The 23,770-nt window shown below is 34.9% G+C and carries 19 protein-coding genes and 2 riboswitches; of the genes, 13 read left to right on the top strand and 6 right to left on the bottom strand.

Annotated elements, in window-relative coordinates:
- Nucleotides 1-183 precede the first annotated feature (183 nt).
- Entirely contained in the window at nt 184-972 is a 789-nt protein-coding gene (locus F9279_RS11380; protein WP_152113078.1) for a divergent polysaccharide deacetylase family protein, read from the top strand.
- Nucleotides 973-1,127: 155 nt separating this feature from the next.
- On the opposite strand, the gene F9279_RS11375 is transcribed toward F9279_RS11380, so the two are convergent.
- Together F9279_RS11375 and F9279_RS11370 are read right to left on the bottom strand one after the other, a co-directional pair.
- Nucleotides 1,128-2,627 (bottom strand): mechanosensitive ion channel, encoded by a 1,500-nt coding sequence (locus F9279_RS11375; RefSeq protein ID WP_152113076.1) that lies wholly within the window; start codon nt 2,625-2,627, stop codon nt 1,128-1,130.
- A gap of 116 nt (nt 2,628-2,743) precedes the next feature.
- Nucleotides 2,744-3,403 (bottom strand): potassium channel family protein, encoded by a 660-nt coding sequence (locus F9279_RS11370; protein WP_152113074.1) that lies wholly within the window; start codon nt 3,401-3,403, stop codon nt 2,744-2,746.
- A 200-nt stretch (nt 3,404-3,603) separates the two neighbouring features.
- Between F9279_RS11370 and F9279_RS11365 the strand changes: the two genes are divergently transcribed.
- Nucleotides 3,604-4,506 carry a diacylglycerol/lipid kinase family protein gene (locus F9279_RS11365; protein WP_152113072.1) on the top strand — a complete coding sequence of 301 codons (903 nt, stop codon included), beginning with the start codon at nt 3,604-3,606 and terminating at the stop codon, nt 4,504-4,506.
- A 49-nt stretch (nt 4,507-4,555) separates the two neighbouring features.
- On the opposite strand, the gene F9279_RS11360 is transcribed toward F9279_RS11365, so the two are convergent.
- The 3 genes from F9279_RS11360 to mgtE all read right to left on the bottom strand — a co-directional run bounded on the left by F9279_RS11360 (nt 4,556) and on the right by mgtE (nt 7,985).
- Nucleotides 4,556-5,008, bottom strand: a complete 453-nt coding sequence (locus F9279_RS11360) for a Dps family protein (RefSeq protein WP_152113070.1) — start codon at nt 5,006-5,008, stop codon at nt 4,556-4,558.
- Nucleotides 5,009-5,265: 257 nt separating this feature from the next.
- Nucleotides 5,266-6,435, bottom strand: a complete 1,170-nt coding sequence (locus F9279_RS11355) for an FtsW/RodA/SpoVE family cell cycle protein (protein WP_152113068.1) — start codon at nt 6,433-6,435, stop codon at nt 5,266-5,268.
- A 194-nt stretch (nt 6,436-6,629) separates the two neighbouring features.
- A complete protein-coding gene (gene mgtE / locus F9279_RS11350; RefSeq protein ID WP_152113066.1) occupies nt 6,630-7,985 on the bottom strand; it encodes a magnesium transporter in 1,356 nt (451 codons plus the stop codon).
- 190 nt (nt 7,986-8,175) lie between these two features.
- Nucleotides 8,176-8,275, top strand: a riboswitch (purine riboswitch).
- An 84-nt stretch (nt 8,276-8,359) separates the two neighbouring features.
- Here mgtE and F9279_RS11345 point away from each other — a divergent pair.
- From F9279_RS11345 to F9279_RS11295, 11 genes are all read left to right on the top strand, one after another.
- Nucleotides 8,360-9,694 (top strand): 5'-deoxyadenosine deaminase, encoded by a 1,335-nt coding sequence (locus tag F9279_RS11345; RefSeq protein ID WP_152113064.1) that lies wholly within the window; start codon nt 8,360-8,362, stop codon nt 9,692-9,694.
- Nucleotides 9,695-9,998: 304 nt separating this feature from the next.
- Nucleotides 9,999-10,775 (top strand): hypothetical protein, encoded by a 777-nt coding sequence (locus F9279_RS11340; protein ID WP_152113062.1) that lies wholly within the window; start codon nt 9,999-10,001, stop codon nt 10,773-10,775.
- Between the two features lie 3 nt (nt 10,776-10,778).
- Nucleotides 10,779-11,531, top strand: a complete 753-nt coding sequence (gene sfsA / locus F9279_RS11335; RefSeq protein WP_226793448.1) for a DNA/RNA nuclease SfsA — start codon at nt 10,779-10,781, stop codon at nt 11,529-11,531.
- A 50-nt stretch (nt 11,532-11,581) separates the two neighbouring features.
- Nucleotides 11,582-11,790, top strand: a riboswitch (cobalamin riboswitch).
- A 157-nt stretch (nt 11,791-11,947) separates the two neighbouring features.
- A complete protein-coding gene (locus F9279_RS11330) occupies nt 11,948-12,916 on the top strand; it encodes an ABC transporter substrate-binding protein (RefSeq protein WP_152113058.1) in 969 nt (322 codons plus the stop codon).
- Nucleotides 12,903-13,937 carry a FecCD family ABC transporter permease gene (locus F9279_RS11325; RefSeq protein ID WP_193224546.1) on the top strand — a complete coding sequence of 345 codons (1,035 nt, stop codon included), beginning with the start codon at nt 12,903-12,905 and terminating at the stop codon, nt 13,935-13,937. Before F9279_RS11330 ends, F9279_RS11325 begins: the two co-directional genes overlap by 14 nt.
- Before the next feature lie 4 nt (nt 13,938-13,941).
- On the top strand, nt 13,942-15,405 hold the full coding sequence (locus F9279_RS11320) for a heme ABC transporter ATP-binding protein (protein ID WP_152113054.1): 1,464 nt from the start codon (nt 13,942-13,944) through the stop codon (nt 15,403-15,405).
- Nucleotides 15,406-15,489: 84 nt separating this feature from the next.
- Nucleotides 15,490-16,077, top strand: a complete 588-nt coding sequence (locus F9279_RS11315; RefSeq protein WP_152113052.1) for a cob(I)yrinic acid a,c-diamide adenosyltransferase — start codon at nt 15,490-15,492, stop codon at nt 16,075-16,077.
- 532 nt (nt 16,078-16,609) lie between these two features.
- Entirely contained in the window at nt 16,610-17,683 is a 1,074-nt protein-coding gene (locus F9279_RS11310; protein ID WP_152113050.1) for a D-alanine--D-alanine ligase, read from the top strand.
- Nucleotides 17,684-17,817: 134 nt separating this feature from the next.
- Nucleotides 17,818-19,179 (top strand): UDP-N-acetylmuramoyl-tripeptide--D-alanyl-D-alanine ligase, encoded by a 1,362-nt coding sequence (locus F9279_RS11305; protein WP_319020759.1) that lies wholly within the window; start codon nt 17,818-17,820, stop codon nt 19,177-19,179.
- Between the two features lie 305 nt (nt 19,180-19,484).
- Nucleotides 19,485-20,828 carry a globin-coupled sensor protein gene (locus F9279_RS11300; RefSeq protein WP_152113047.1) on the top strand — a complete coding sequence of 448 codons (1,344 nt, stop codon included), beginning with the start codon at nt 19,485-19,487 and terminating at the stop codon, nt 20,826-20,828.
- Nucleotides 20,829-22,141: 1,313 nt separating this feature from the next.
- Nucleotides 22,142-23,626: a DEAD/DEAH box helicase gene (locus tag F9279_RS11295; RefSeq protein ID WP_152113045.1), complete on the top strand. Its 1,485-nt coding sequence runs from the start codon at nt 22,142-22,144 to the stop codon at nt 23,624-23,626.
- 60 nt (nt 23,627-23,686) lie between these two features.
- Here the strand turns inward: F9279_RS11295 and F9279_RS11290 are convergent.
- Nucleotides 23,687-23,770, bottom strand: an 84-nt coding sequence (locus F9279_RS11290; RefSeq protein WP_152113033.1) for an IS3 family transposase, incomplete at its 5' end; no start/stop codon positions are given.

Here is a 23,770-nt window from a genome sequence, read left to right as displayed (position 1 = left end):
TTCTGATAATGAAGTAGGTTGATTTTCCCTATTCTGTGGGTCGTTTAGATACACAACATTACCCTTTGTGGGGGTTCTCTATAGACTGGTGCCTTATTTTATAAAGGCATCATTTTCTTTTTCATACCCTTGTATGTAAAGGCATTCTAAAGAAGATACTAATGATAAAAAAGGGGAGTTAGTATGAAGATTGTGCTGTGCTTGCTCGTATTTTTATTATCTCATCAATGGAATGTTTTTGCTAAAGAAGATGGATCAATGAAGCAGCATGAAAGAAATGAATTAGCCATTGTTATTGATGATTTCGGTAACAACATGAAAGGAACAGAGGATATGCTGAACCTACCTGTCCCCATTACAGTTGCTATTATGCCCTTCCTCCCAACAAGTAAAGAGGACGCTATTGCAGCACATAAAAAGGGTCATGAAGTTATCATTCATATGCCGATGGAGCCTAAAAAAGGAAAGAAGAGCTGGCTTGGTCCAGGGGCCATTACAACAGACTTATCTGATAAGGAAATCAGAGATAGAGTACAAAATGCTATTAAAAGTATACCTTATGCAGTAGGAATGAATCATCATATGGGCTCTAAAGCAACTGAAGATGAACGAGTGATGAGGATTATACTAGAAGAATGTCAAAAGAATAATCTCTTTTATTTAGATAGCAAAACAACAAGTAAAAGTGTAATAAAAGATATCGCAGAAGAACTACAAGTTCCATATCTAGAAAATGATTTGTTCTTTGACCATATTTATACTTCGCAACATATTTCTAAACAGGCAAATAGACTAGCAAAGAGCTTAGATAAAAAAGAAGAATCTATTGCAATTGGGCATGTAGGAGTTTCGGGTCCTGCAGTTGTTAGTGTATTAAAAGAATACATTCCTGTTTATCAGAAAGAAGCTGATATTGTACCACTTTCAAAAATGGTGGATGGTCTAGAATTACTAGATACAGATTTGCCATAAAAAAGAGCATATCCATAACGCTATATCCAAAAGAAATATCACGCTGAATGATGCCCCTCTTATAGAGTAAACTATGAAATTGGTTTCATAACAACAGAGAACTTAAAAATAAAGCAAAAAACCTGATCAACGTATTGTTAATCAGGTTTTTTCGTTTAATTATTTGTATTATTAGGTTTTTGAACAGAAGTTTCTTCAATTTTCGTATCTAATTTTGCTAGACGTTTTTGAGCAAACTCTTTCCCACCAAGTCCGAATGCTAAACCAAACGCTAACGCGAGTCCACCAAGGATTAAGATAAATGCTGCATTTACAATAGAAGATGCAATATTTAATTGATCAAGAGCCATAAAGACACTTAGTGTGATAATAGCATATTTCGCAATGGAAGGAAGTAATTTAAAGTGAGCACCTTGTAGAATACCACTTAATAGCTTTTGAACCATATAACCAATCCAGATTCCTACACCAAGAATAAGGATAGCGGCAATAACCATTGGAATATAGGCAACAACAGCAGTTGATAACGTTACAAAGAACTGTAAGCCGACAAGATTTAAAGCTTGTACCGTTAATAAGAAGACGATTAGAATCTGAGCAATAGAACCAATAATATTGGAGATGCTATTGCTAACGTTAATCCCCATTTTCTGTACATAAGAATCTAAGCCTAGCTTCACTAACAAGGAGATAATTACGTTTTTAACCCATCTACCAAGCCATACTCCGACAACTATTAGGAAGATACCAACTGCAATATTAGGAATCATTGTAAGAACATCATTAAGCATCCCGATAGCAGGTGTTGATATTCCTTCTAAATCTAATTTCTCTAATGCAGAAATAATAGTAGGGATGAGAATGAAAATAAAGATAACGTTCCCTATTACAGAAGATAAAGTAATATTTTCTAGTAATTTCTTCATACCGATACGAGTAGCTAGTCTTTCTGTACCGATGCTTTCTAGGAAGCTTGTAACGATTGTACGAACAATCTTAGCTACTAACCAACCTACAAGTACGATTAAAGCTGCTGCTAAAAGCTTAGGTAAAAATGCTAGAATGCTTTGAATCATATTTGCGAAAGGCTCTGATACACCATATAAATTTAAAGCATCTAAAACAGCTGGTAAGAATAATAACAGTACTAGATAAAAAGCAATATTAGCTATACTATCCATTATTTTTGGTTGTTGTGCTGTATAATCAGCTAATTTCCATTTTGACAATTTCTCTTGTACTTTTAAAGTAGTACCAGTTTTTTTAATAAGATATTTTAATCCGGAAGCAACTAACCATGCACAAAGTAAGATAAGTGCTGCTTTTAAAATATTTGGTACAGCTCCAAAAATAGAAGAAAGCATAGCAACTAGTGGAGAGGTAATAACCGTTAAATTTAAAATATTAAAGAATAGAGTAAATACGAAAACAAGTAACAGGTAGTAAATGATCTTACTTATTACTTTCTCAGAAGAGTATTTCTTAGGTTTGTTTTCGTGAAAAATTTTGTTATCAAGGTTCGTTTTTTGCAGTCCCTTATAACTGGCTTTTTCGATAACCTTTGCAACTATCCAGCCTATTATTAAAACAACGACCGCTAGAAGAAAACTAGGGAGATTATCCCAAAATGAGTTCCAATTCCAATAATAATTCATATCCTTCACTCCTTGTTCGAATTTATACATCTAATACCCGTAAGTGAAAGGGTTAAACGTTTTAAATTCTAGTGAAAGAGAATTTAGATAGTAAGTTATTATCGAGAAAGTGGATGTTAACTAGATATTTTTTCCTCGAATTTAAATAAGCACTTATTGCTACCAATGACAATAAGCACATCTCCTTCATAGATTATTTCATTTGCAGAAGGAGAGACTATAGTATTTCCATTGCGCAAAATACCAATAATAGTACATCCAAAATTTGCGCGCACATCTAAATCTAAAATAGATCGATTGTTAATTTTAGGAGAAGCAATTATTTCTACAATTCCATGTTCCTTTGATAAATGAATATAGTCAATCATCGTTTTGGAGAAAACATGATGGGCAATTCTTTTTGCCATATCTTGCTCTGGATGAATAACACGATCTGCTCCAATTTTTTCAAGAACTCTTTTATGATAGATATCTGCTGCTTTCACCCAAACCTTTTTCATTCCCATTTCTTTTAGTAGCATGGTTGTTAGTATACTAGATTCCACATCTTCTCCCATAGAAACAAAGGCATGATCAAAATTTCTTATTCCCACTTGTGTTAATGCTGCTTCTGTAATAGGAGCCATTTGTATACTAAAGGTTGCTAATTTTTGATACCTATCTGCTCTTTCTTTATATTGATCTATTGCCAAGACATCTGCACCCATTTTATAGAATTCTTCTACCAAGCTACCACCAAAATTACCAAGCCCTATTACCACAAACTGCTTCTTCATGTTTATCCTCCTAGCTTTCATTTATTATTACTTTTTCCTTTTTTATACTTTTTATAAATCAAAGGATGTTTTCTTAAAGCTTATAGAGCAGGGGAGTAAAAGTTTCTGTAAATGGATTATTAAAAAGTAGTTCATGAACGTTTGATATACCCATACTATGTGGGTATATAGAGAAAAAAGGCTATTGGGGATGTTTATGAATGAAATATAATAGCGCATTATTTATTTATAATGGTAATGCAGGACAGAAGGAAAGTAGTCAGCTTCTAAGTATTTGCTTACCGGTATTAGCAGAAAGTATAGATACCATCATGGTTCAGAAATGTTTAAGACCAAAGCATGCAAAAGAGCTATGTGAAGAGTTAGGAGGAAGTTTCGAGATTGTTATTGTTTTGGGAGGAGATGGAACCATTCATGAATGTATAAATGGTCTTGCTAAGTTAGAAAAAAGACCAGTACTTGCTATCTTACCTGGAGGAACTTGCAATGATTTCACTCGAGTTCTCAACATATCTCAAAATATACAGCTAGCGGTTGAAGAGATCGTCAATGGAAAAGAAGAAATGGTTGATTTAGTTCAAGTAGGAGAAGATGTGTACTTTCTTAATTTCTGGGGAATTGGGTTGGTGGCAGAAGCAGCTACCAGCATGAGTACAGAAGAGAAAAATAAGCTTGGAAAAGCCAGTTACTTTTTAAATGCATTAAGAACTATTCAGAGTCAAAAACCGATAGAGATGACGATTACTACAGACGGGGAAAACTGGAGTGGAGAGGCTGTAATGGTGTTAATTTCAAATGGTAACTCTATTGCTTCTTATAATTTGCCGTTCTCAACCATACAGTGGAATGATGGGCTTTTAGATGTATTTATTATTAAAAACGCAAACTTCAAATTAATGAAGGGAATGATTGCATTGAAAAATGAGAATGCAGATGCAGCGATTAAAGAGGAAATACTGTATTTTCAAGGGAAAGATATTCAAATTGAAACAAAAGAGGAAGTTGCTGTGGATATGGACGGAGAGGTGTATACTCAAACACCAAGTACTTTAAAAGTCTTACCTCGCTATATAACAATGATTGTTCCAACACAAAATAGATGAGAACAAGGTAAACCCCCATAGCTTAAGCTATGGGGGTTTACCTTGTTCTTTATTCAGAAAGATACGCTGTTAGCATCCATAAATGTTTCTCGATTTTACCGATAAGCCCAACTGCTAAATCATTTGTAATAACATCGCCTTTTTCATCAGCATGATCAGCCAGCTCTTTTAATTGTGTATTAATATGACTGTAATCTTCTACTAAAGATTTAACCATTTCATTCGCAGTTAATTTTTCCGTGGTTTCTGTTAGGGTTGATGTTTCCATAAACTCTTTAAGAGTAGAAACCGGTTTTCCTCCAATAGCAAGCAAGCGCTCTGCAATCTCATCTACTGCTTCTGCTGCTTCATCATATAGTTCTTCAAATTTTTCATGTAATGTGAAGAAAAAAGGTCCTTTAACATACCAATGATGTTGGTGAAGCTTCGTGTATAGTACACTCCAGTTAGCAATTTGTACATTTAATTCCTGTTGTAATTCTACTTTAGTTTGTAATCCCATTATAACAAACTCCCTTCGACTGATTATATATTAATTATAACAAGTTTTAATTTAAAATCAATACTTATTTATAATTATTTTAATTTAAGTTTTATTTCAATTTTAAAAGGATGTCCAAAAATTGTGATCTACTACTTAACTATTTTTTGTAGCCTAATTAAATATATACCCTATTAAATATTGGAATGAAACACATAAAGAGGAGAATTCATAAAAATGACAAATATTAGAACCCTTCCTATATTTTTTAATGCTCCTTAAAAGGAAAAAGAATTAGATGAGAACATATAAGATTTATGATGATAGCGAATACTAAATATCAGCCCCATTGCCATCATATTGGTCATGAGTGAACTGCCACCATAGCTAATAAAAGGAAGCGGGATTCCTGTTATTGGCAAAAGTTGTATAGTCATACCTATGTTTTCAAAAACGTGGAAAGTAATCATGCTGATTACTCCTACTGATATATAGGTACTATAAGGGTCTGCCGTTTTAAAGGCTGTTCGTACAAGGTGGGAAATTAAAATAAAATATAAGACGATAACAATAGAACCACCGATAAAACCATATTCTTCTCCTATAATAGTAAAGATAAAGTCAGTATGTCTTTCTGGTATATAGACTTCTTCCTGACCAAAGCCTTTTCCTGAAACAAGTCCTGAACCAATTGCTCGCATGGATTTTAATAATTGAAGTCCCGAATCTCCTGCATCTTCTGGATTAAGCCATGAAGTTACACGGGCAAATTTATATGCTTCTATTCCAAAATACTTCTCCAAAAATTCTCTACCATAAACAGCTAAGTAAAGCATTAAGGAACCAAAGGCAGCTGCTATTCCATAGAGAGGAATGATAATCTTCCATGATATGCCGGAAACTAAGATTAATCCAACCAAAATAGCCATTAATACAAGGGTAGTACCAAAATCTTGAGCGATCACGAGCATAATGGGGATACCAGCTACAAGTCCTAGTTTACCTAATAGAATCCAATCTGTTTTTATTGTTTGATAAACAGTTTTTTCATGATGCTTTTGTATAATAATGGATAGTGCTAGGATATAGAACACCTTCATATATTCAGAAGGCTGGACGCTTCCGGCCATAGGAATAACATACCAGCTTTTAGCTCCATTTATTCTGGGAGTAAAATCACTTACTGGTAAAACAAGTAACCCGATAAGTAAGAAGAGAAAGAATCCATAAAATATCCAGGTTATTTTCTGAATTTGCTCTTTATCAAAATACATAATGATAGCTATAGCAATGGAGGCAATAACATACCATTGAATCTGTGATCCTAAATAGTTTGTTCCTTGTGGTTGTGTATTATAGATAGAAATACAGCTTATTAAACAAAAAAGGATGAGAAGTAAACAAAGTGTCCAATCAAACCTTTCTGAAAATCCATGTTTTAATCGCATTTTTCATTCCCCTATAAAAAAATATTCTTATCTATATAGACGAATGTTGATAGTATTTGGTTTCCTTTATTAGTAGCTTTATGTTACTTAGAGGCTGTGGGAAAGAGAGGTTATTATTACAAAGTGGGATTAAGAGCATGAAAAAAGAAGCGCGAATTAAATTTTTCTTTTGTTTAATGCGCGCTTCTATCGTATTACATTAGATGTGTAAGAAATGCTTGAGCTATACCAAAATAAATAAAGAGTGAAAAAATATCATTTAAAGTGGTAATAAGTGGCCCAGATGCTACAGCAGGGTCTATTTTTAACTTGTATAGAATGATAGGGATGATAGTACCAGATAGTGTTCCGATTACTAGGGTGCAGATTAAGGAGAGACCAACAACTAGGCCTAACATAATATCTCCTTGCCAGAAAAAGGCAATTAAAGTAATGAGTACTCCACAAGTAATACCAATGATTAATCCAACCATCAATTCTCGTATAATAAGATTTGTAACAACCTTTTTATCTATAGTATTAGAAATAAGTCCACGAACAACAACTGCTAGCGATTGGGTTCCTGTATTACCAGTCATTCCTGAAATCATAGGCATAAAGAAAGATAGCGCAACAACCTTTGTCAAGACATCTTCAAAGTTGCTAATAATACTTCCAGAGACTATACCGATAAATAATAATAAAATTAACCATGGCAATCTACGATAAGCAGCAACGGTTGCTTTTGTATCGAAGTCTATTGCCTTTCCCGTAGCTGATAATTTTTGAATATCTTCATCTGCTTCTTGAAGGACAACATCAATCATATCATCGATTGTTACAATCCCCAGTAGTACATGATTTTCATTTACTACGGGAATGGCTAAGAAATCATATTTTTGAATCGTTTGTGCCACTTCTTCCTGGTCTTGATCAACCGTAACACTAATAACACGTTCATACATAATATCTCTGATTTTGTCTTGTGGTTCTGCAATAAGAAGGTCACGATAGGAAACAACGCCAACTAATTTTCTCTTCTGATCCACTACATATAGATAGCTTAATGTTTCTGCAAAATCAGCAAAAGACTTCAATTTATCCACAGCTTCTCTTGTTGTGTAGTAATCACGAATCCAAACAAATCGGTTCGTCATTAAGCGTCCAGCAGTTTCATCTGGGTAATTCATTAGATTTTGAACAATCAAGGATTCCTCTTTTTTCATCTCTCCTAGTAAATGTTCGATATGCTCAGGAGAAAGCTCATTTAGTAAAGAGGCAAGATCGTCATTGTCCATAAGGTCTAAAACTTTACCTGTATTCATACCAAGTTTGTTTAAGACTTCCAGTTGCTCCTCTTTCTCTAATTCCTCTAAAAGGTCTGCCAGTAAGTCTACCTTTAGTAAAAGTAAAAAGCCTGTCCTATGCTCTTCGGGGAGACTTTCATAAATTTGAGCTATGTCGTATGGTTGTAATTCATCGACAATTGTTTCAAATTCAGATTTGTTGTTCTCTGTAATTGTCTGAATGATATGATGTGTGATTTGATTTTCTGTCATTTGCTGTATCATACTTCTCACTCTCCCTTCCAAGATTTTAGGTATACGTAAATATCTGTCCTGTTTTATTATATGTAAATTATGAAAAGAATGAAATGACTAAATGAAAGAGCTCCTTTAAAATAGTGTGTCAAATATTCTGACAATTAACTTGAATGAAGCAGATAAAAGCGTAAAATAAGGATATGACATGCAAAACTGAATGAAGAAATACCAGCTTTTTCGTATATCCTTAATAATTGGTTTAAGGGTCTCTACTAGGAAACCGTAAATTTCTTGCTACGAAAAAATATGCTTAGGAAAGTAAAAGCATATTTTTTCGTAGCTTTTTTATTTTGCCTAATTATTTTGTCAGTAAACATAAGGGAATTAAAGGGGGAAGGGTTTTGAAAAGTTTATTAATAAAAAATGCTCAAATTGTTACGATGAATGGTACGGAGGATATTATTCAAGGAGACATATATATTGAAAACAATATAATCAAGAACATTGGTCTAAACTTACCTACTGATGGAGTAGATAAAATAGTAGATGCTACCAACCGAACGGTTATCCCTGGGTTTGTGCAAACACATATTCATTTATGCCAGACTCTCTTTCGTGGGAAAGGAGATGACCTAGAGTTAATGGATTGGCTAAGAAAAAGAATATGGCCATTAGAAGCAGCACATGATGAAGAGTCTATTTACTATTCCGCTATGCTTGGAATTGGAGAACTTCTTGAAAGTGGAACAACAACAATCGTGGATATGGAGACGGTACATCATACGGAATTTGCTTTTCGTGCCATTGCTGAAAGTGGAATCCGTGCAGTTTCAGGAAAAGTTATGATGGATAAAGGAAATGAAGTTCCACTAGCCTTACAAGAGAAAACGGGAGAATCTATTCAGAAAAGTGTGGATTTGCTGGAGAAGTGGGATGGTTTTGATGATAGGAGAATACAATATGCTTTTTCTCCGCGTTTTGTTGTTTCTTGTACTGAGGAGCTATTAAAGGAAGTAAAGGTGCTATCTGATTATTATGATGTGAAAGTCCATACACATGCTTCAGAGAATAAAGGGGAAATTCAAATTGTCCAAGAAGAGACTGGGATGAGGAATATCGTCTACTTGGATCACCTTGGATTAGCAAATGATCGCCTTATCTTAGCTCATTGTGTTTGGCTCGATGAAGAGGAAAAACGGATTATTCAAGAGAAGGGGGTACATGTTAGTCACTGCCCTGGCTCCAACTTAAAGCTTGCCTCAGGTATTGCTGATACCCACCACCTATTATGCAATCATGCCTCCGTTAGTTTAGGAGCAGACGGAGCACCTTGTAATAATAACTTAGATATGTTCAATGAAATGCGCTTAGCGGCCCTCATTCAAAAGCCAATACATGGTCCAACTGCAATGGATGCTAGAACTGTATTCAGAATGGCCACTATCGGAGGTGCAAGAGCAGTTGGCTTGGAGAGTGAGATAGGCAGCATAGAGGTTGGAAAGAGAGCAGATCTTGCCATTCTTAACTTGAACAATTTTCATACCTTTCCTTCTTATGATGTGGACCCAATCTCTCGCATTGTTTATTCCGCTACTAGAGCAGATGTCGAAACCACTATTGTAGATGGCCATATTGTCATGGAGAATAAAATAATGAAGACCGTGGATAAAACAGTCGTATTAAGAGAAGCCGATAATAGTATCAAGAGACTGTTGAAAAACACAAATATAGGGTAAGTTTAAGAGTTTGAAACAAGCGGAACCATGTTTTTGATCAAAAACATGGTTTTTTCCTTTTTTTTCAATTAGAAAGTTCATGTAAGAAATTTTTCTCATTATTTGTTACACTAAAGTGGTTACAATCTAGAAAACAAATTGTATGATGATAAAGATGATGGACAAGGATAAAGAATAGTAGAATTCTTTCACTGAATAAACAAAACAACATGTAAGACTTAAACTAAGTTTTTCCAGTCATAATGAATAGGATGATTCAAATAAATAGCAAGGCGAACGTAGATAGGGATTGGGGGTTTTACTTTTGAAAAAAGGTAATTTGGATATTCGAGACGTGATTTATGTGCATTTAAATGAGAAAGAACGCTTTGTTCTTACATATGGAATAGAATTTAGTGAGTTCTATAAGGTGTTGTTTAGTACACTTCCTTCTCTATTATTATTAAAACATCAATATGATGATGGGGAATTCCATAGCCATACACAATTCGAATACATTCCTAATCATAGTTTAGCAAAGTTTTCAAAGGACAATCATTATGGTTATGGAGACTTTGTATGGATAGATTTTGAAGAAGTAGAAGCACTAGATGTTCTAGAAGGACAACCTATAGCAGAGCTCCTCTATTTAGGACATAAAATGGAGCCACTTAAAACTCCATTCTGGCAATCATTAAATAATCAATATGTATACTTAGCACATGATGATGGTTGGTTTAATAAGACATATTATAAAAGAATGGACTCCTTCTTTACTTTGTTTTCAGAAGTAATTGCTAATAAATCCTCAGAATTAAAGGCAGAAAAGGCTCTTCTAGGCATTAAAAAGAAACGAGTATATCCAGTAATCCCACTAGAGATGGTTACAGAATTAAAACGATTTATGCGTGAAGGTATGGTCTTATCCCTACAAAAAGCTTCTCAAAATCGTTCTAAATTAGAAATACCGATTTGGGTGTTAGGAGATTTCGATAATATGGATGATATGTACGAGGAATATGAGAAAAATAGTAAACAAAAAATGGATGCAAAGCTGACTTTTGATAAAAAAACAAAGGAGTGGCAGATTACCATCCTATAAAAAATGATGACTGGTGATGAAATGAAACAAAACTTACTGCTGAATTTTCCTGATGAGCTAATAGAAATGACGTTCTTGGAAAGACCCAATCGCTTTATCCTTCATTGTTTCTCCAATGAAACGAAGGAAATAGAAAGAGTACATTTAGCGGATCCAGGAAGATTGATCGAACTATTGAGAGAGGGATCGACAATATATGTCCTTCCAAGTAAGAATCCTAATCGAAAGACAAAGTGGACAGCTGTATATGTAGAATGGAATGGGAAGTTTGTTTCAATAAATACTACTTACCCAAATAAGCTAGTCGAGCTCGTACTAAAGCAGAATAAGATCAAAGAACTAGCTTTCTATCATTGGGTTAAATCAGAGTATACGTATGGTCACTCTAGATGGGATTTTCTGTTGGAGAATGAGCTTGGTGAACAACTACTGCTAGAGGTTAAGAGTGTTACAATGGGAAAAGACGGGATAGGGCTATTCCCTGATGCGGTAACAAAAAGAGGAACAAAGCATGTTACTGAGCTAACCTCCATTGTAAAGGATGGAAGTATAAAAGGAGCTATTCTCTTTATTGTTCAACGAGAAGATGTAAGTATTGTCACAGGAGCTACTTCTATTGATCCTGATTTCTCCCAAAGCTTACAGGACGCAGAAAAGGCAGGAGTTTTATTACTGAGTTACACATGTGTTCTATCAGAAGAAGGCATAGCTTTAGGGAATAGTATTCCCGTAGACCCTTACTTAAGTTTGTCATAACAGTGTTTTTTTTCTAATAAAACAGTGTATAATCGAAAAGAAGAAAAATGAAATAGATAGAAAATGGTGAGACTTTTTTTAGTAAGGCTCTATGAACTAAAAAACAGTCTCTTAAAAGGGAAGTTGGTGCAAATCCAACGCGGTCCCGCCACTGTAAATGATTGCAGACAGAGAGTATACCACTGTACAAATGTATGGGAAGGTTCTGATTCTGCGCTAATCATGAGTCAGGAGACCTGCCACTTTCTATACACCTAATAACCTACGAGGATAGGGTGGTGTGGAGCGCGCTTTGAAAGCTATTTTTAAAGACATTCCCAACATCTCTATGCATAATTTAGAGATGTTTTTTATTTTTCACCTTATATGAAGCAATGAATTATTGCTATCAAATGACAGGAAGGAAGAATAAAAGAATGAAAAAGTTTTATTCTATTTTGCTAGCAAGCATGCTAGCAGTAGGAGTACTAGCAGCGTGTGGGGAGACGAAGACAGAAGAAAAACCAAGTAATGAGAATGAGTCTTCACAAACAGAACAGGCAAGCTATCCTTTAACCATCACAGATGCTGTTGGAGAGGAAGTAGTAATTGAGGATAAACCAGAGAAACTGGTATCTCTTATTCCTAGTAATACAGAAATCGTTTTTGCTCTTGGGTTAGGTGATGAACTAGTAGGTGTAACAGATAATGATACATATCCTGCTGAAGTTGCTGATATTGAAAAAGTAGGCGGTATGGAATTTAATGTAGAGAAAATTATTTCTCTAGATCCAGATGTGGTATTAGCACATGCCTCAAGTGCTAATACCTCAACAGATGGACTACAACAGTTACGCGACTCAGGGATAGATGTAGTGGTCGTTAATGATGCTAATAATTTTGATGATGTATATGAAAGTATTGATATGATTGGACAAGTTACTGGTGAAACACAGGAAGCATCAGAGCTAGTAACAAATATGAAGGATAGAATGGAAGATATTAAAGAAAAAGCAGCAGATATTCCTGCTGAAGATACAAAATCAGTATACATTGAAGTAAGTGGAGAACCGAGCATCTATACAACAGGTACGAATACCTTCATGCAAGAAATGTTAGATACGATTAATGCAAAGAACATAGTAACGGATGAGGGTTGGATTCAAGTTGATCCAGAAGCAATTATTTCTGCAAATCCGGATGTTGTCATTACAACTTATGGAAGCTATTCAGAGGCAAATCCAGCAGATGCCATTATTGCTCGTGAAGGCTGGGGAGAGGTAACAGCTGTAAAAGAGAATCAGATTATAGATGTAGATTCTGACACTGTTACGCGTTCAGGCCCTCGTTTAGTGGAAGGTGTCGAAGCAATTGCGGAAGCAGTTTACCCAGATGTATTTAAATAATAAAAGAAAAGCGGCTTATTTATATGCCGCTTTTTTTCTCCTTGTTTCTGTCGTTGTTGGGATATCAGTTGGAACTGTTTCTGTTCCAATTCTATCAGTGTTGAAAATTTTAATTAGTTATATAGGATTAGATTCTGTTCTAACTAATGTAGACACTATGCATATTAACATTGTGCAAAATATTCGTTTGCCAAGAGTCTTGCTAGCAGGATTAGTAGGTGCAAGTCTTTCCATCGCAGGAGCTGCTTTTCAAGGTCTACTTCGAAATCCTTTAGCAGACCCATACACACTTGGAGTATCCTCAGGTGCTTCGCTGGGAGCTGTCATTACCCTATTCTTTCATTTGCAAATACCTTTTTTAGGGAGCTTCACTCTACCATTGATGAGTGTTCTCTTTTCCTTTATGACTATTCTATTTGTTATTTTCTTTGCTCGTAAACTGGATCCTTCTATGAGAGTAGAAACCATTATATTAACAGGTATTATTATTAGTTCATTTCTAAGTGCCTTTATTTCTTTAATGATTGCATTAACAGAAAATGAATTACGTCAAATTATTGGCTGGTTATTAGGTAGTGTATCCATGAGAGGGTGGAGCTATATACAAATGATACTACCTTTCTTTCTAATAGGGTCTATGATTCTTTTATTACAAGGAAGAGAATTAAATGCATTTGCCTTTGGAGAAGAGCGCGCACAACATCTAGGTGTATCTGTGCGAAGAAGAAAATTAATAATTTTGCTAGCAGGTTCGATGATTACAGGTGCAGCAGTAGCTGTTTCTGGAACAATTGGGTTTGTTGGGTTGGTTATCCCACATTTTGTCAGAATTATGATAGGTCCAGATCATAAACATTTATTAGCTATATCTGTATTAACGGGTAGTGGCTTTTTAATATTAGCGGACCTGCTAGCACGTACGATTATTTCGCCAACAGAATTACCAATTGGAGTAATCACTGCACTAATTGGTGCACCTGTTTTTGCCTATTTATTACTAAAGAGAAGAAAAAGGAGCTGAAGGAATGCTTGAAGTCAGTCATTTATCTTTTCAATATGGAGAGAAAAAGGTATTGAAAGACATCTCTTTCTCTGTGAAAAAAGGAGAATTAATAGGGATACTTGGACCAAATGGAAGTGGAAAAACCACATTAATAAAATTGATTAGTGGCATTCTCGAAAAGAAAAGTGGAGAAATAGTAGTTAAAGGAAAGAACATACAAGATTATAAGCAAAAGGATCTAGCGAGTGTCATAGCTGTTTTATCTCAGCATGTACAGGAGTCTTTTTCTTATAGTGTAAAGGAAATTGTTTCTCTTGGGAGATATGCTCATCAAAAAGGACTTTTTCAAACCATTAGTTCAATAGATCATGAGGTAATGGAGAAGGTTATGAAGCAAACTGGAGTAGCGGATTTTCAAGATATGTCTATTCATGAGCTGTCGGGTGGAGAGAAGCAGCGAGTGTATCTTGCCCAAAGTCTAACACAGGAACCAGAGATTCTTCTCTTAGATGAGCCTACTAATCATCTTGACTTATCTTACCAAAAGGAATTATTAGATACGTTAAAAGAATGGACGATGGAGAAAGATTTGACTGTAATATGCATCTTTCATGATTTGAATTTAGCCGGTCTATATTGTGACAGACTATTATTGCTTCAAGAAGGCAGACTGGAGATAGACGCACCTCCAGTTGAAGTACTAGTAGAAGAAAGAATAAAGAGAGTCTATCAGACAAGTATGCAAAGGACCTTTCATCCGACTACATCTGCACCTCAAATAGCTCTACTCCCACAAAAGGGACAAGAAAAACTGCCAAGGGTGGATGTTAATCATCTTGAAATCAGTAAAGAACATGTGAAATTAATTGCTCCATTTCCTCTAAAGACGCTTTCTTCTGGAGTAACAGGTGCTGGAATGGGGTGGTATCAGCATTTTATTAATCGCCATATTGATTTAACGTATCAATGTGATGATTATAGAGCGGAAATGGATCAATATTTAGTACAAAGAGGACTGTTGACAAGTACTACAGTGGGAATGATGACAGCAGTTTTAACGGAAGATGCTTCATACCGTTTTATAGAAGAAGAGGGAGTATCTGCCCTTATTGTGGTGACAGCAGGCATTGGACATGCGGTGGATGCTGCAAAGGCAAGTGAGCATGATTCAGGATTAACTCCTGGAACAATTAATATTTGGGCATTTGTAAATGGAGAGCTATCAGATCAAGCTTTTGTTCAAAGTATCATAACCATTACAGAAGCAAAGGCTGCTTTTTTAAGAGATTATGAGATAAAAGATAAAGTAACAGTAACTGTTGCTACAGGAACATCTACTGACAGTGTCCTTATTGCAGCAACACAGCAAGGGAATTATGTAGAATTTGCAGGAACAATCACCTTGCTTGGGAAAATGTTATCAAGAGGTGTCTATAAGTGTTTATCTGAAGCAATATCGAAGACATGCAGGAGGGATTTCTCCTAGTATGATCTTTCTACATATGCGCAAAGAGTAGATGTCATATGGTGTGGACTACATTAGTAATTAAATGAGAAACGAGGAATCTGGATGCGAATATATACTAAAACTGGAGATAAAGGGCAAACAAGCATTATTGGTGGACGAGTTGATAAGGATGATATTCGTGTAGAAGCATATGGAACAGTAGATGAGTTAAATTCATTTGTTGGCATGGCTGTTGCTCAGTTAAAGGAAGAACTATTTCAAGATCTTGTGGAAGACCTTGAAAAAATTCAGCATGAATTGTTTGATTGTGGTGGAGACTTAGCGAGCATATCGGAAAGAAGGCCGTTAAAGCTAGTAGAAGAAGCTGTTTTTTACTTAGAGGAGCGAATTGATCTTTTTATGGAAGAAACTCCTGCCTTAGAGAAATTTATCTTACCTGGAGGAACGGAGGCAGCTTCAACTATTCATATAGCAAGAACGATAACTCGAAGAGCAGAACGATTAGTTGTTACTCTCATGAGAGCAAATGATCAAATACCCACACTACCATTGCGATATTTAAATCGATTATCTGATTATTTCTTTGCTCTTGCTCGAGTGATTAATTATCGAAGTAAAGTAGAAGATGTGGAGTATGTAAGAAGTGCAAAGGTATTTAAATCCAATAAAAAAGCGAGTAAGAATGAATAGTAATGAGAGATGATTAGATTATTTCTTGAAATAAAAAGAAGTATATTGTAGTAAGATTGGAGAGAAGAAAGGTGACTTTGTACAGGTTCATTATGAAAAAGCAATATATTTTTTTCTTTTGGACCAAAGAAATAGTACAATGCTCTTTGGATAAACATAAATCCTTAGGTCGATCTACTTGCTTTCCTCTTGAATATGACGCGAGTGAGAAAGAAAGGGTCATAGCTTATACAGAAGGCTATTGCCATGTGATATTAATTTGATAAAATAAGCTTCCATTCTTGGGCTTTTAACATAAGGTAATTAAGGTAAAATAACAGATGTAACAAAACTATTTGGTTTTTATTAAATCCATGCAGATCAGCAGAAATTTTCTTTTGAAAGCGATTAGGTAGTGGTAGAATAAACAAGTGTAAATGACACGATAAAAAGAGAAGAAGACCTTGTTGGTTTAACTTCTACAATCTCGATTGGTGACTAACAAGCAGTAAGGAAAACACCATCACTGATTAATCAAATGGAGGTACTTAAAATGAAAAAGAAACTTGGATTACTATATGGCGGTAAATCTGCTGAACATAATGTAAGCATGCAAACAGCAATGGCTGTGATAAAAGCATTAGATACAGATAAATATGATATTCACCCAATTTACATATCGGAGAATGGTGAATGGGTAAGAGGACCACAACTAACGGGACCAGTAGAAACTGTAAAAGAATTAGAATTCCAAGCATTACCTGAATTAGGATCTAATGCTCTATCTACTACTTTATTTCAAGCAAGTGAGGATGCTTCTTTAGATGTTATATTCCCATTATTGCATGGACCTAATGGCGAAGATGGTACAGTACAAGGATTGCTAGAGCTTCTAAACCTTCCTTATGTAGGAAATGGAGTTTTAGCTTCTTCTGCTGGAATGGATAAGGTTATTATGAAGAATATTTTTGAGGTAGCAGGTTTAAACCAAGTGAAATATACTTCTTTTATCAGAACAGATTGGCAAAGTGATAAAGAAGCTGCATATGACTTAGTGGAAAAAGAACTTGGCTATCCATGCTTTGTAAAGCCTGCTAATCTTGGCTCAAGCGTTGGTATTAGTAAGTGTACGAAGAGAGAAGAATTAGAAGAAGCTTTTGCGGAAGCATTCCAATTCGATCGTAAAGTAATTATCGAAGAAGGCGTAACAGCACGTGAAGTAGAAGTAGGAGTTCTTGGGAATGATAATCCTAAAGTATCTGTAGCAGGTGAAATTGTCCCAAAAACAGATTTCTATGATTATAAAGCGAAATATCAGGATGGAAATACAGCACTTATTATTCCTGCAGATATTACAGAAAGCGAATATGGTGCGATTGAAGCAGATGCAATCAAAGCATTTAAAGCACTAGATTGCTCAGGATTAGTTCGTGCAGATTTCTTCTTAACAAAAGAAGGAAAAGTTTATATCAATGAAGTAAACACAATGCCTGGTTTTACTCCTTTTAGCATGTTCCCGCTATTATGGAAACATACTGGTGTTGAATATGATGCTTTAATCAATAAGCTAGTTGACTTGGCATTAGAAAGACATGCTGAGAAGCAAAATATTAAATATTCTATTTAACTAAAGTAAGGAGAGGCAGTGTTTATAGCCTCTTCTTTTATCTAGGCTGTTATTTGTATGAGGTTCTTTAACAAACTATACAGATAGTTGGACTTCATAAGGAAGACGGCCTTATCTAAAGGGAGGGTCATAGATTGATTAAACGTACATATGCTGCTGTGGCAGAGATGGCTGGCAGTAAAGAAATAAATAAGGAATATAATGATGTATTAGTTAGAGGGGTAACGATTGATTCTAGAAAGATAGATGAAGGTCAATTGTTTGTTCCCTTTAAAGGAGAGAGAACAGACGGACATCAATATGTAGAAGATGCTATTAAACGCGGTGCATCAGCTGCCTTATGGCAAAAGGATGTTCCAAACCCACCAGAGGGACTTCCACTTATATTTGTGGAGGATTCACTAGAAGCAATTCAATCTCTTGCGAAAAGCTATTTAAAGGAATTAGATGTAAAGGTAGTTGGAATCACAGGAAGCAATGGAAAAACCTCCACAAAAGATATGACAACTAGTCTACTTTCTATAAAATATAAAGTGCAAAAAACAGAAGGAAATTATAATAATCATTTAGGCTTGCCCTTGACGGTTCTAGGTCTTGAGGAAGATACAGATATTGCTGTACTAGAGATGGGGATGAGTGGAAAAGGTGAAATAGACTTTTTAACAAGACTAGCGGAGCCAGATATTGTGGTGATCACGAATATTGGGGAATCTCATTTATTAGATTTAGGCTCAAGAGAAGGAATTGCAGAAGCGAAATTAGAAATCCTAAATGGCTTAAAAGAAAACGGTCGTTTTGTATATTTAGGCGATGAGCCCCTTTTAACGGAAGCGGTAGAAAATAGGGAACTAGATAAAAAAACATTTGGAATGAGTACATTTAACTATTTGTATCCTACTAAAATAACAGCGCGGGAACAGGGTAGTTCATTTTTCATCAATAAATCAGAAGAAACGTTTGAGCTCCCTGTTTTAGGAAATCATAATATCCTTAATGCATTAGCATCTATGCTAGTAGCGGAGTATTTTGGGATTTCCTTCTCAGAAATGAATAAAGGATTTCAAAATTTAAAGCTGACGAACATGAGAATGGAACTATTGATTGGAAAATCCGATGTGAAGATTATTAATGATGCCTACAATGCTAGCCCAACCTCTATGTTAGCAGCAATTAGCGTATTGAAAAACTTGCCTGGATTTAAGCAAAAAATCATGGTGCTAGGTGATATGCTTGAGCTTGGGGAAAAAGAAGAGGAATATCATGTTGAAATAGGCAAACAACTAGAAGGAATTGATGTTGTCTATACCTATGGTAAGCTTGGAGCTTCGATAGCAAAAGGGGCACAAACCGTTTTACCGAATGCAAATATTCATGCTTTCCTTGATAAAGAGGAATTAATAGCTTCTTTATTACCAACTATAAATGAGGAAACAATTGTTTTAGTAAAAGCTTCAAGAGGAATGAAATTAGAGGAAGTAGTTAAAGCGTTGCAATAATATATATGCTTGATATCAACCTTCTGAATGAGTAGAGAAAAGAGTGAGCTTCTTTTTTCTATTTATTTAGGAGGTTTTTTGTGTGTGAAGAGGTGGGAATTTTGTTTCCGTTTGTAGGAGTAAAAATAGGAGGGCGAATGGAAGGGAGCATCACCTTCCATTCCCTCAAATTCTCATTTAAGTTATTTATAAGAAAATATCCTCAATTAGACACAAACAAGCTGTAATTCGTCCCTTCATTTAATAGGAAATCTAATATACTAAAAAATAGTAGAAAAGTCTTATATTATAGGGAGTTGAGTAAAATGTCAGGTTGTCCATTTGAGTTTTTACATCGTAAAAAGGGGAATAGCAAGCATAGTCACGATTACCCTATGCATCATAATCAAGATACTAAGCTATCATTAGGCGCACAAGAGGTATTGCACACTCAATCAAAGTTTGTAGGATTAACAGAATCGGATTTGGCCAACTTAAAAGAATTAAGACCTATTATGGAAAGAAGTGCAAATCGAATTGTTACGGCTTTTTATGCTAGATTGAAGGAGATTCCCCATCTGTTGCAGATTATAGACAAGCATTCTACTATTGATCGATTAAAAGTCACACTTGAACAATATCTAATAGAAATGGTGCAAGGAAAAGTGGACGAGAAGTACATTCAAGGTAGAATTCGCATAGGTCAGGTACATAATCGAATAAAACTCTTTCCTGAATGGTATATTGGGGCTTATACACTTATTCAAAATGAATTGTATAGTGTATTAAAAGAGGAAGAATTACATCCAGATAAGATGGAAAGTCTTTTTTTATCTTTTCAAAAATTATGTTCCTTTGATATGCAAATAGGCATTAGTACGTATATTAAATCGTATACAGCTTCTATGATGAAGCTAAATGAAATTAAAAGTCTGCAAGAAAAGTTAGATGAATCAGCAGCAACTTTAGCAGCAGGAGCAGAGGAAACAACGTCCTCTATTTCCGATAAAGAAACACTTGTTAATCATATGATTTCAGAAATAAAGAATATTAATCATGTTTCAGCAGAAATGGTCAAGAAAGTAGAACTCGGAAAACAGGAGGTTTCCACATCATTAGTTCAAGTAGATGATTTAGCCAAGACTATTAAAGATACGAAAAACTTAACAAAAAAGTTGGCAGATAGTTCAGATGAAATAGGTATCATTGTTCAAACAATAAGATCTATTTCTAATCAAACAAATATCTTATCATTAAATGCTTCCATTGAAGCTCAAAGGGCAGGGGTTCATGGGAAAGGGTTTGCGGTAGTAGCAAGTGAGGTAAGAAAATTAGCTACACAAACTCAATTAGCATTAGATAATATACATCATCAAATTAGTATGGTGCAAGAAACGATAAGCGATTTTGAAAAACACTATGTGCGAATCTCTGAGGATGCTAGTTCTTTAAAATATGTAAATGAGAAGATTATGGGTGTTTTGGATAATACAGTAGAAAATGTAGAAGAAACTTCAGAGAGAATTGAGCGCTTTAATATGGTCATAAATGATTTTAAGAACACATTTGAAGAAATTTCCGCAGCCTCATTTCAAGTAGCTAGTATGGCTGAGCACCTTAACAATCTTAATTATCAAATTTCCTCCAAATTAGAAACTAGCATAAAGTAAAAGTAGATAACGTTATTCAAAAAAAAGTAAAAGCCAACAAAAAGGAGTAATCATTATGAATGCATACTTGTGTATTCATGGGTTCACTGAATCTCCTATGGAGATAAAGCTAATAGCGGAATATATTCAAGCATTTACAAATTGGAAATGTACCTACTTTACCTTGTCATGGAGATACCCATTGTTTAGCGGATATCACCTACCAGGAGTGGTTATATTACGCTGAAGAATTAAAGAAGTGGCACGAAACAATATATTTAATTGGCTTCTCCATGGGAGACTTAATAGCGAATTATCTCCCCACCCGTTATCTGGTGAGTAAATTGCGTTTCTGCATATTATATTAATACTTTATAGATAGGTAAAGAAGTCAAAATATAGTAGTTGATCTCTTTAGAGATAAGATGAAAGTAATACTCTCTAGATTCGCTCTAAGTATAAAAAATTCATCCTCCTATAGCCATTCAACAGATACTTGTTTATCATATAAGACCCAGTTTCCCCCAAATTCAATTCTCCCCCTGCTACTTAATAGTACTAGTTATCTTATACAACACCATTGAATTATCTATATAAAAGGTTCGAAACATCATATTTGTCATGGGGAAAACAATAAGCTTCTAACTGCAGAAGTATTAACTTTTTTAAAAGACTCATCATAAGCTGTATAGACCATGAAAAAAATTGTATTTTTATGGTTTATTACTCTACTGAATCTTAAAGCGTTTGCAATAAGGGAACTGTAATAAACACGCTTAAAATCAATGTTTTGGAATAACCAATTTATTGCAAACAGAAATTTTAAGTGATAAGATTATTTTTAAAAGCATGATGATAAAACACGTAAATTGGGTAGAATAGATGTGTGGAAAGCTTATAAAGAGTTCAACTTGGTCAAATAGAGAGAAATGAGTCTAGTAGGAATGACAGGAATTGCTAGCTCAGTATAAAGTCGTTTCTCTGTATTTGGCTAATTTTTTCTGTTAGCTAATTATCATAAAATAAATAGAAGTCATTTGAAATATTTCCTCTAAAAATTTACTCGAATAGTATCTCATATAAAAATAATTTTAAATTAAGCATATACCTCATCGATCTCCAAATAAGGGTTGCAAGTATATGGAACCAAGATAGCTTTCACTATTATATAAAATAATTTGGTCTTCTACATTTTTGGTTGGGGAAAGGGCGGGGAGGCAACAATTGCCCTTTTAATATGTTTCATTAAAAAAATGGGGTACATACATGATAGCGAGATGAATGTAGACTCTTGCTTGTAAATATTTTTAATGACTAGAAGGAGATTGGATATATTGGTAAAATTTCAAGATTTAGGAATTAGCGCTGCTACGATGAAATCTTTAAAAAGAATGGGGTTTGAAGAGGCGACACCTATTCAAGCAGAGACAATCCCTTTGAGCCTTCAAAATAAAGACTTAATTGGTCAAGCTCAAACAGGTACTGGTAAAACAGCGGCATTTGGAGTGCCTTTAGTAGATAAAGTTGATGTTACGAAAGAAGTAATACAAGGGATAATTATTGCACCAACAAGAGAACTTGCTATTCAAGTATCGGAAGAATTATATAAAATTGGATTTGGAAAGCGTACAAGAGTTCTATCCATTTTTGGTGGTCAGGATATTAATCGACAAATCCGTGCACTAAAGAAAAACCCACATATTATTGTTGGGACACCTGGTCGTATATTGGATCATATTAACCGTAAAACATTACATTTAGATAATGTTTCTACTGTGATTCTAGATGAAGCAGATGAAATGCTAAACATGGGATTCATTGATGATATTGAGTCTATTTTATCTAAGATTCCAACAGAGAGACAAACATTACTTTTCTCAGCGACTATGCCAGCACCAATTAGAAAAATGGCAGAGCGTTTCATGAAGGACCCTCAGGTTGTTAAAGTAAAAGCAAAAGAGATGACAGTTTCTCTAATTGATCAGTACTATATTGAAACACAAGAGAAAACGAAATTTGATATTCTTACAAGATTATTAGATAGTCAATCTCCTGAATTAGCTATTATCTTTGGTCGTACAAAACGCCGTGTTGATGAGCTTTCAGAAGCTTTAAACCTACGTGGTTATACAGCAGAAGGAATTCATGGAGATTTAAGTCAAGCAAAACGTATGTCAGTTTTACGTAAGTTTAAAGAAGGAACAATTGATGTGCTTGTAGCTACAGATGTGGCAGCTAGAGGACTGGATATTTCAGGAGTTACACATGTATATAATTTTGACATTCCACAAGACCCTGAAAGCTATGTACACCGTATCGGTCGTACAGGTCGTGCCGGAAAAGAAGGGGTAGCTATTACCTTCATTACTTACCGCGAGAGATCTTATCTGCAAGTAGTAGAGAAAACAACAAAACGTAAAATGGAAAAAATGATTCCACCTACTATTGATCAAGCAATGGAAAGTCAACAAAAGGCTGTTTTAGAGAAAATTAATCAAGTTATCGATGAAAATAACTTAGAATCCTATAGAAGTGCTGCAGATGAATTGTTAGAACAAAAAGATGCTTCCACTATCGTTGCAGCAGTCTTAAAAATGCTTACTAAGGAACCAGATACAACTCCAGTTAAATTAACGGAAGAAAAGTCTCTTCCAGGTAAAAGAGATCGTAAGCCGTATGATAGAAACAATAATAATGACCGTGGCAGAAGAAGTAATAATTCTTCTCCTTCTCAAAAAAGACAAGGATATAGCAACAACAAGCGTCAAGGACAAGGACAATCCAATAGCGGATACTCTAAGTCTAAATCATATCGTTAAACAAAAAGGCCTCAACAAAGTATAAAGTGTACCCTTTGTAAAGGACATTTTATAAAAAGCCTATGCTGCCATAAGAAGATGATTTCTGTATTGAACAGGAGTCATCTTTTTTAAGTTCCATTGGTATCTATAATTATTGTAATA

The sequence above is a fragment of the Bacillus sp. B1-b2 genome, assembly GCF_009183415.1.
Lineage (GTDB): Bacteria > Bacillota > Bacilli > Bacillales > Cytobacillaceae > Niallia.
Note: the sequence above shows the minus strand (reverse complement) of the source record. Positions and strands in the feature narration are given on the sequence as shown.

Bases quoted from the DNA above. Each gene is read 5' to 3' on its own strand.
- F9279_RS11380 (WP_152113078.1), top strand. From the start codon at position 184: ATGAAGATTGTGCTGTGCTTGCTCGTATTTTTATTATCTCATCAATGG.
- F9279_RS11375 (WP_152113076.1), bottom strand. From the start codon at position 2,627: ATGAATTATTATTGGAATTGGAACTCATTTTGGGATAATCTCCCTAGT.
- F9279_RS11370 (WP_152113074.1), bottom strand. From the start codon at position 3,403: ATGAAGAAGCAGTTTGTGGTAATAGGGCTTGGTAATTTTGGTGGTAGC.
- F9279_RS11365 (WP_152113072.1), top strand. From the start codon at position 3,604: ATGAAATATAATAGCGCATTATTTATTTATAATGGTAATGCAGGACAG.
- F9279_RS11360 (WP_152113070.1), bottom strand. From the start codon at position 5,008: ATGGGATTACAAACTAAAGTAGAATTACAACAGGAATTAAATGTACAA.
- F9279_RS11355 (WP_152113068.1), bottom strand. From the start codon at position 6,435: ATGCGATTAAAACATGGATTTTCAGAAAGGTTTGATTGGACACTTTGT.
- mgtE (WP_152113066.1), bottom strand. From the start codon at position 7,985: ATGATACAGCAAATGACAGAAAATCAAATCACACATCATATCATTCAG.
- sfsA (WP_226793448.1), top strand. From the start codon at position 10,779: ATGATGACTGGTGATGAAATGAAACAAAACTTACTGCTGAATTTTCCT.
- F9279_RS11330 (WP_152113058.1), top strand. From the start codon at position 11,948: ATGAAAAAGTTTTATTCTATTTTGCTAGCAAGCATGCTAGCAGTAGGA.
- F9279_RS11325 (WP_193224546.1), top strand. From the start codon at position 12,903: ATGTATTTAAATAATAAAAGAAAAGCGGCTTATTTATATGCCGCTTTT.
- F9279_RS11320 (WP_152113054.1), top strand. From the start codon at position 13,942: ATGCTTGAAGTCAGTCATTTATCTTTTCAATATGGAGAGAAAAAGGTA.
- F9279_RS11315 (WP_152113052.1), top strand. From the start codon at position 15,490: ATGCGAATATATACTAAAACTGGAGATAAAGGGCAAACAAGCATTATT.
- F9279_RS11310 (WP_152113050.1), top strand. From the start codon at position 16,610: ATGAAAAAGAAACTTGGATTACTATATGGCGGTAAATCTGCTGAACAT.
- F9279_RS11300 (WP_152113047.1), top strand. From the start codon at position 19,485: ATGTCAGGTTGTCCATTTGAGTTTTTACATCGTAAAAAGGGGAATAGC.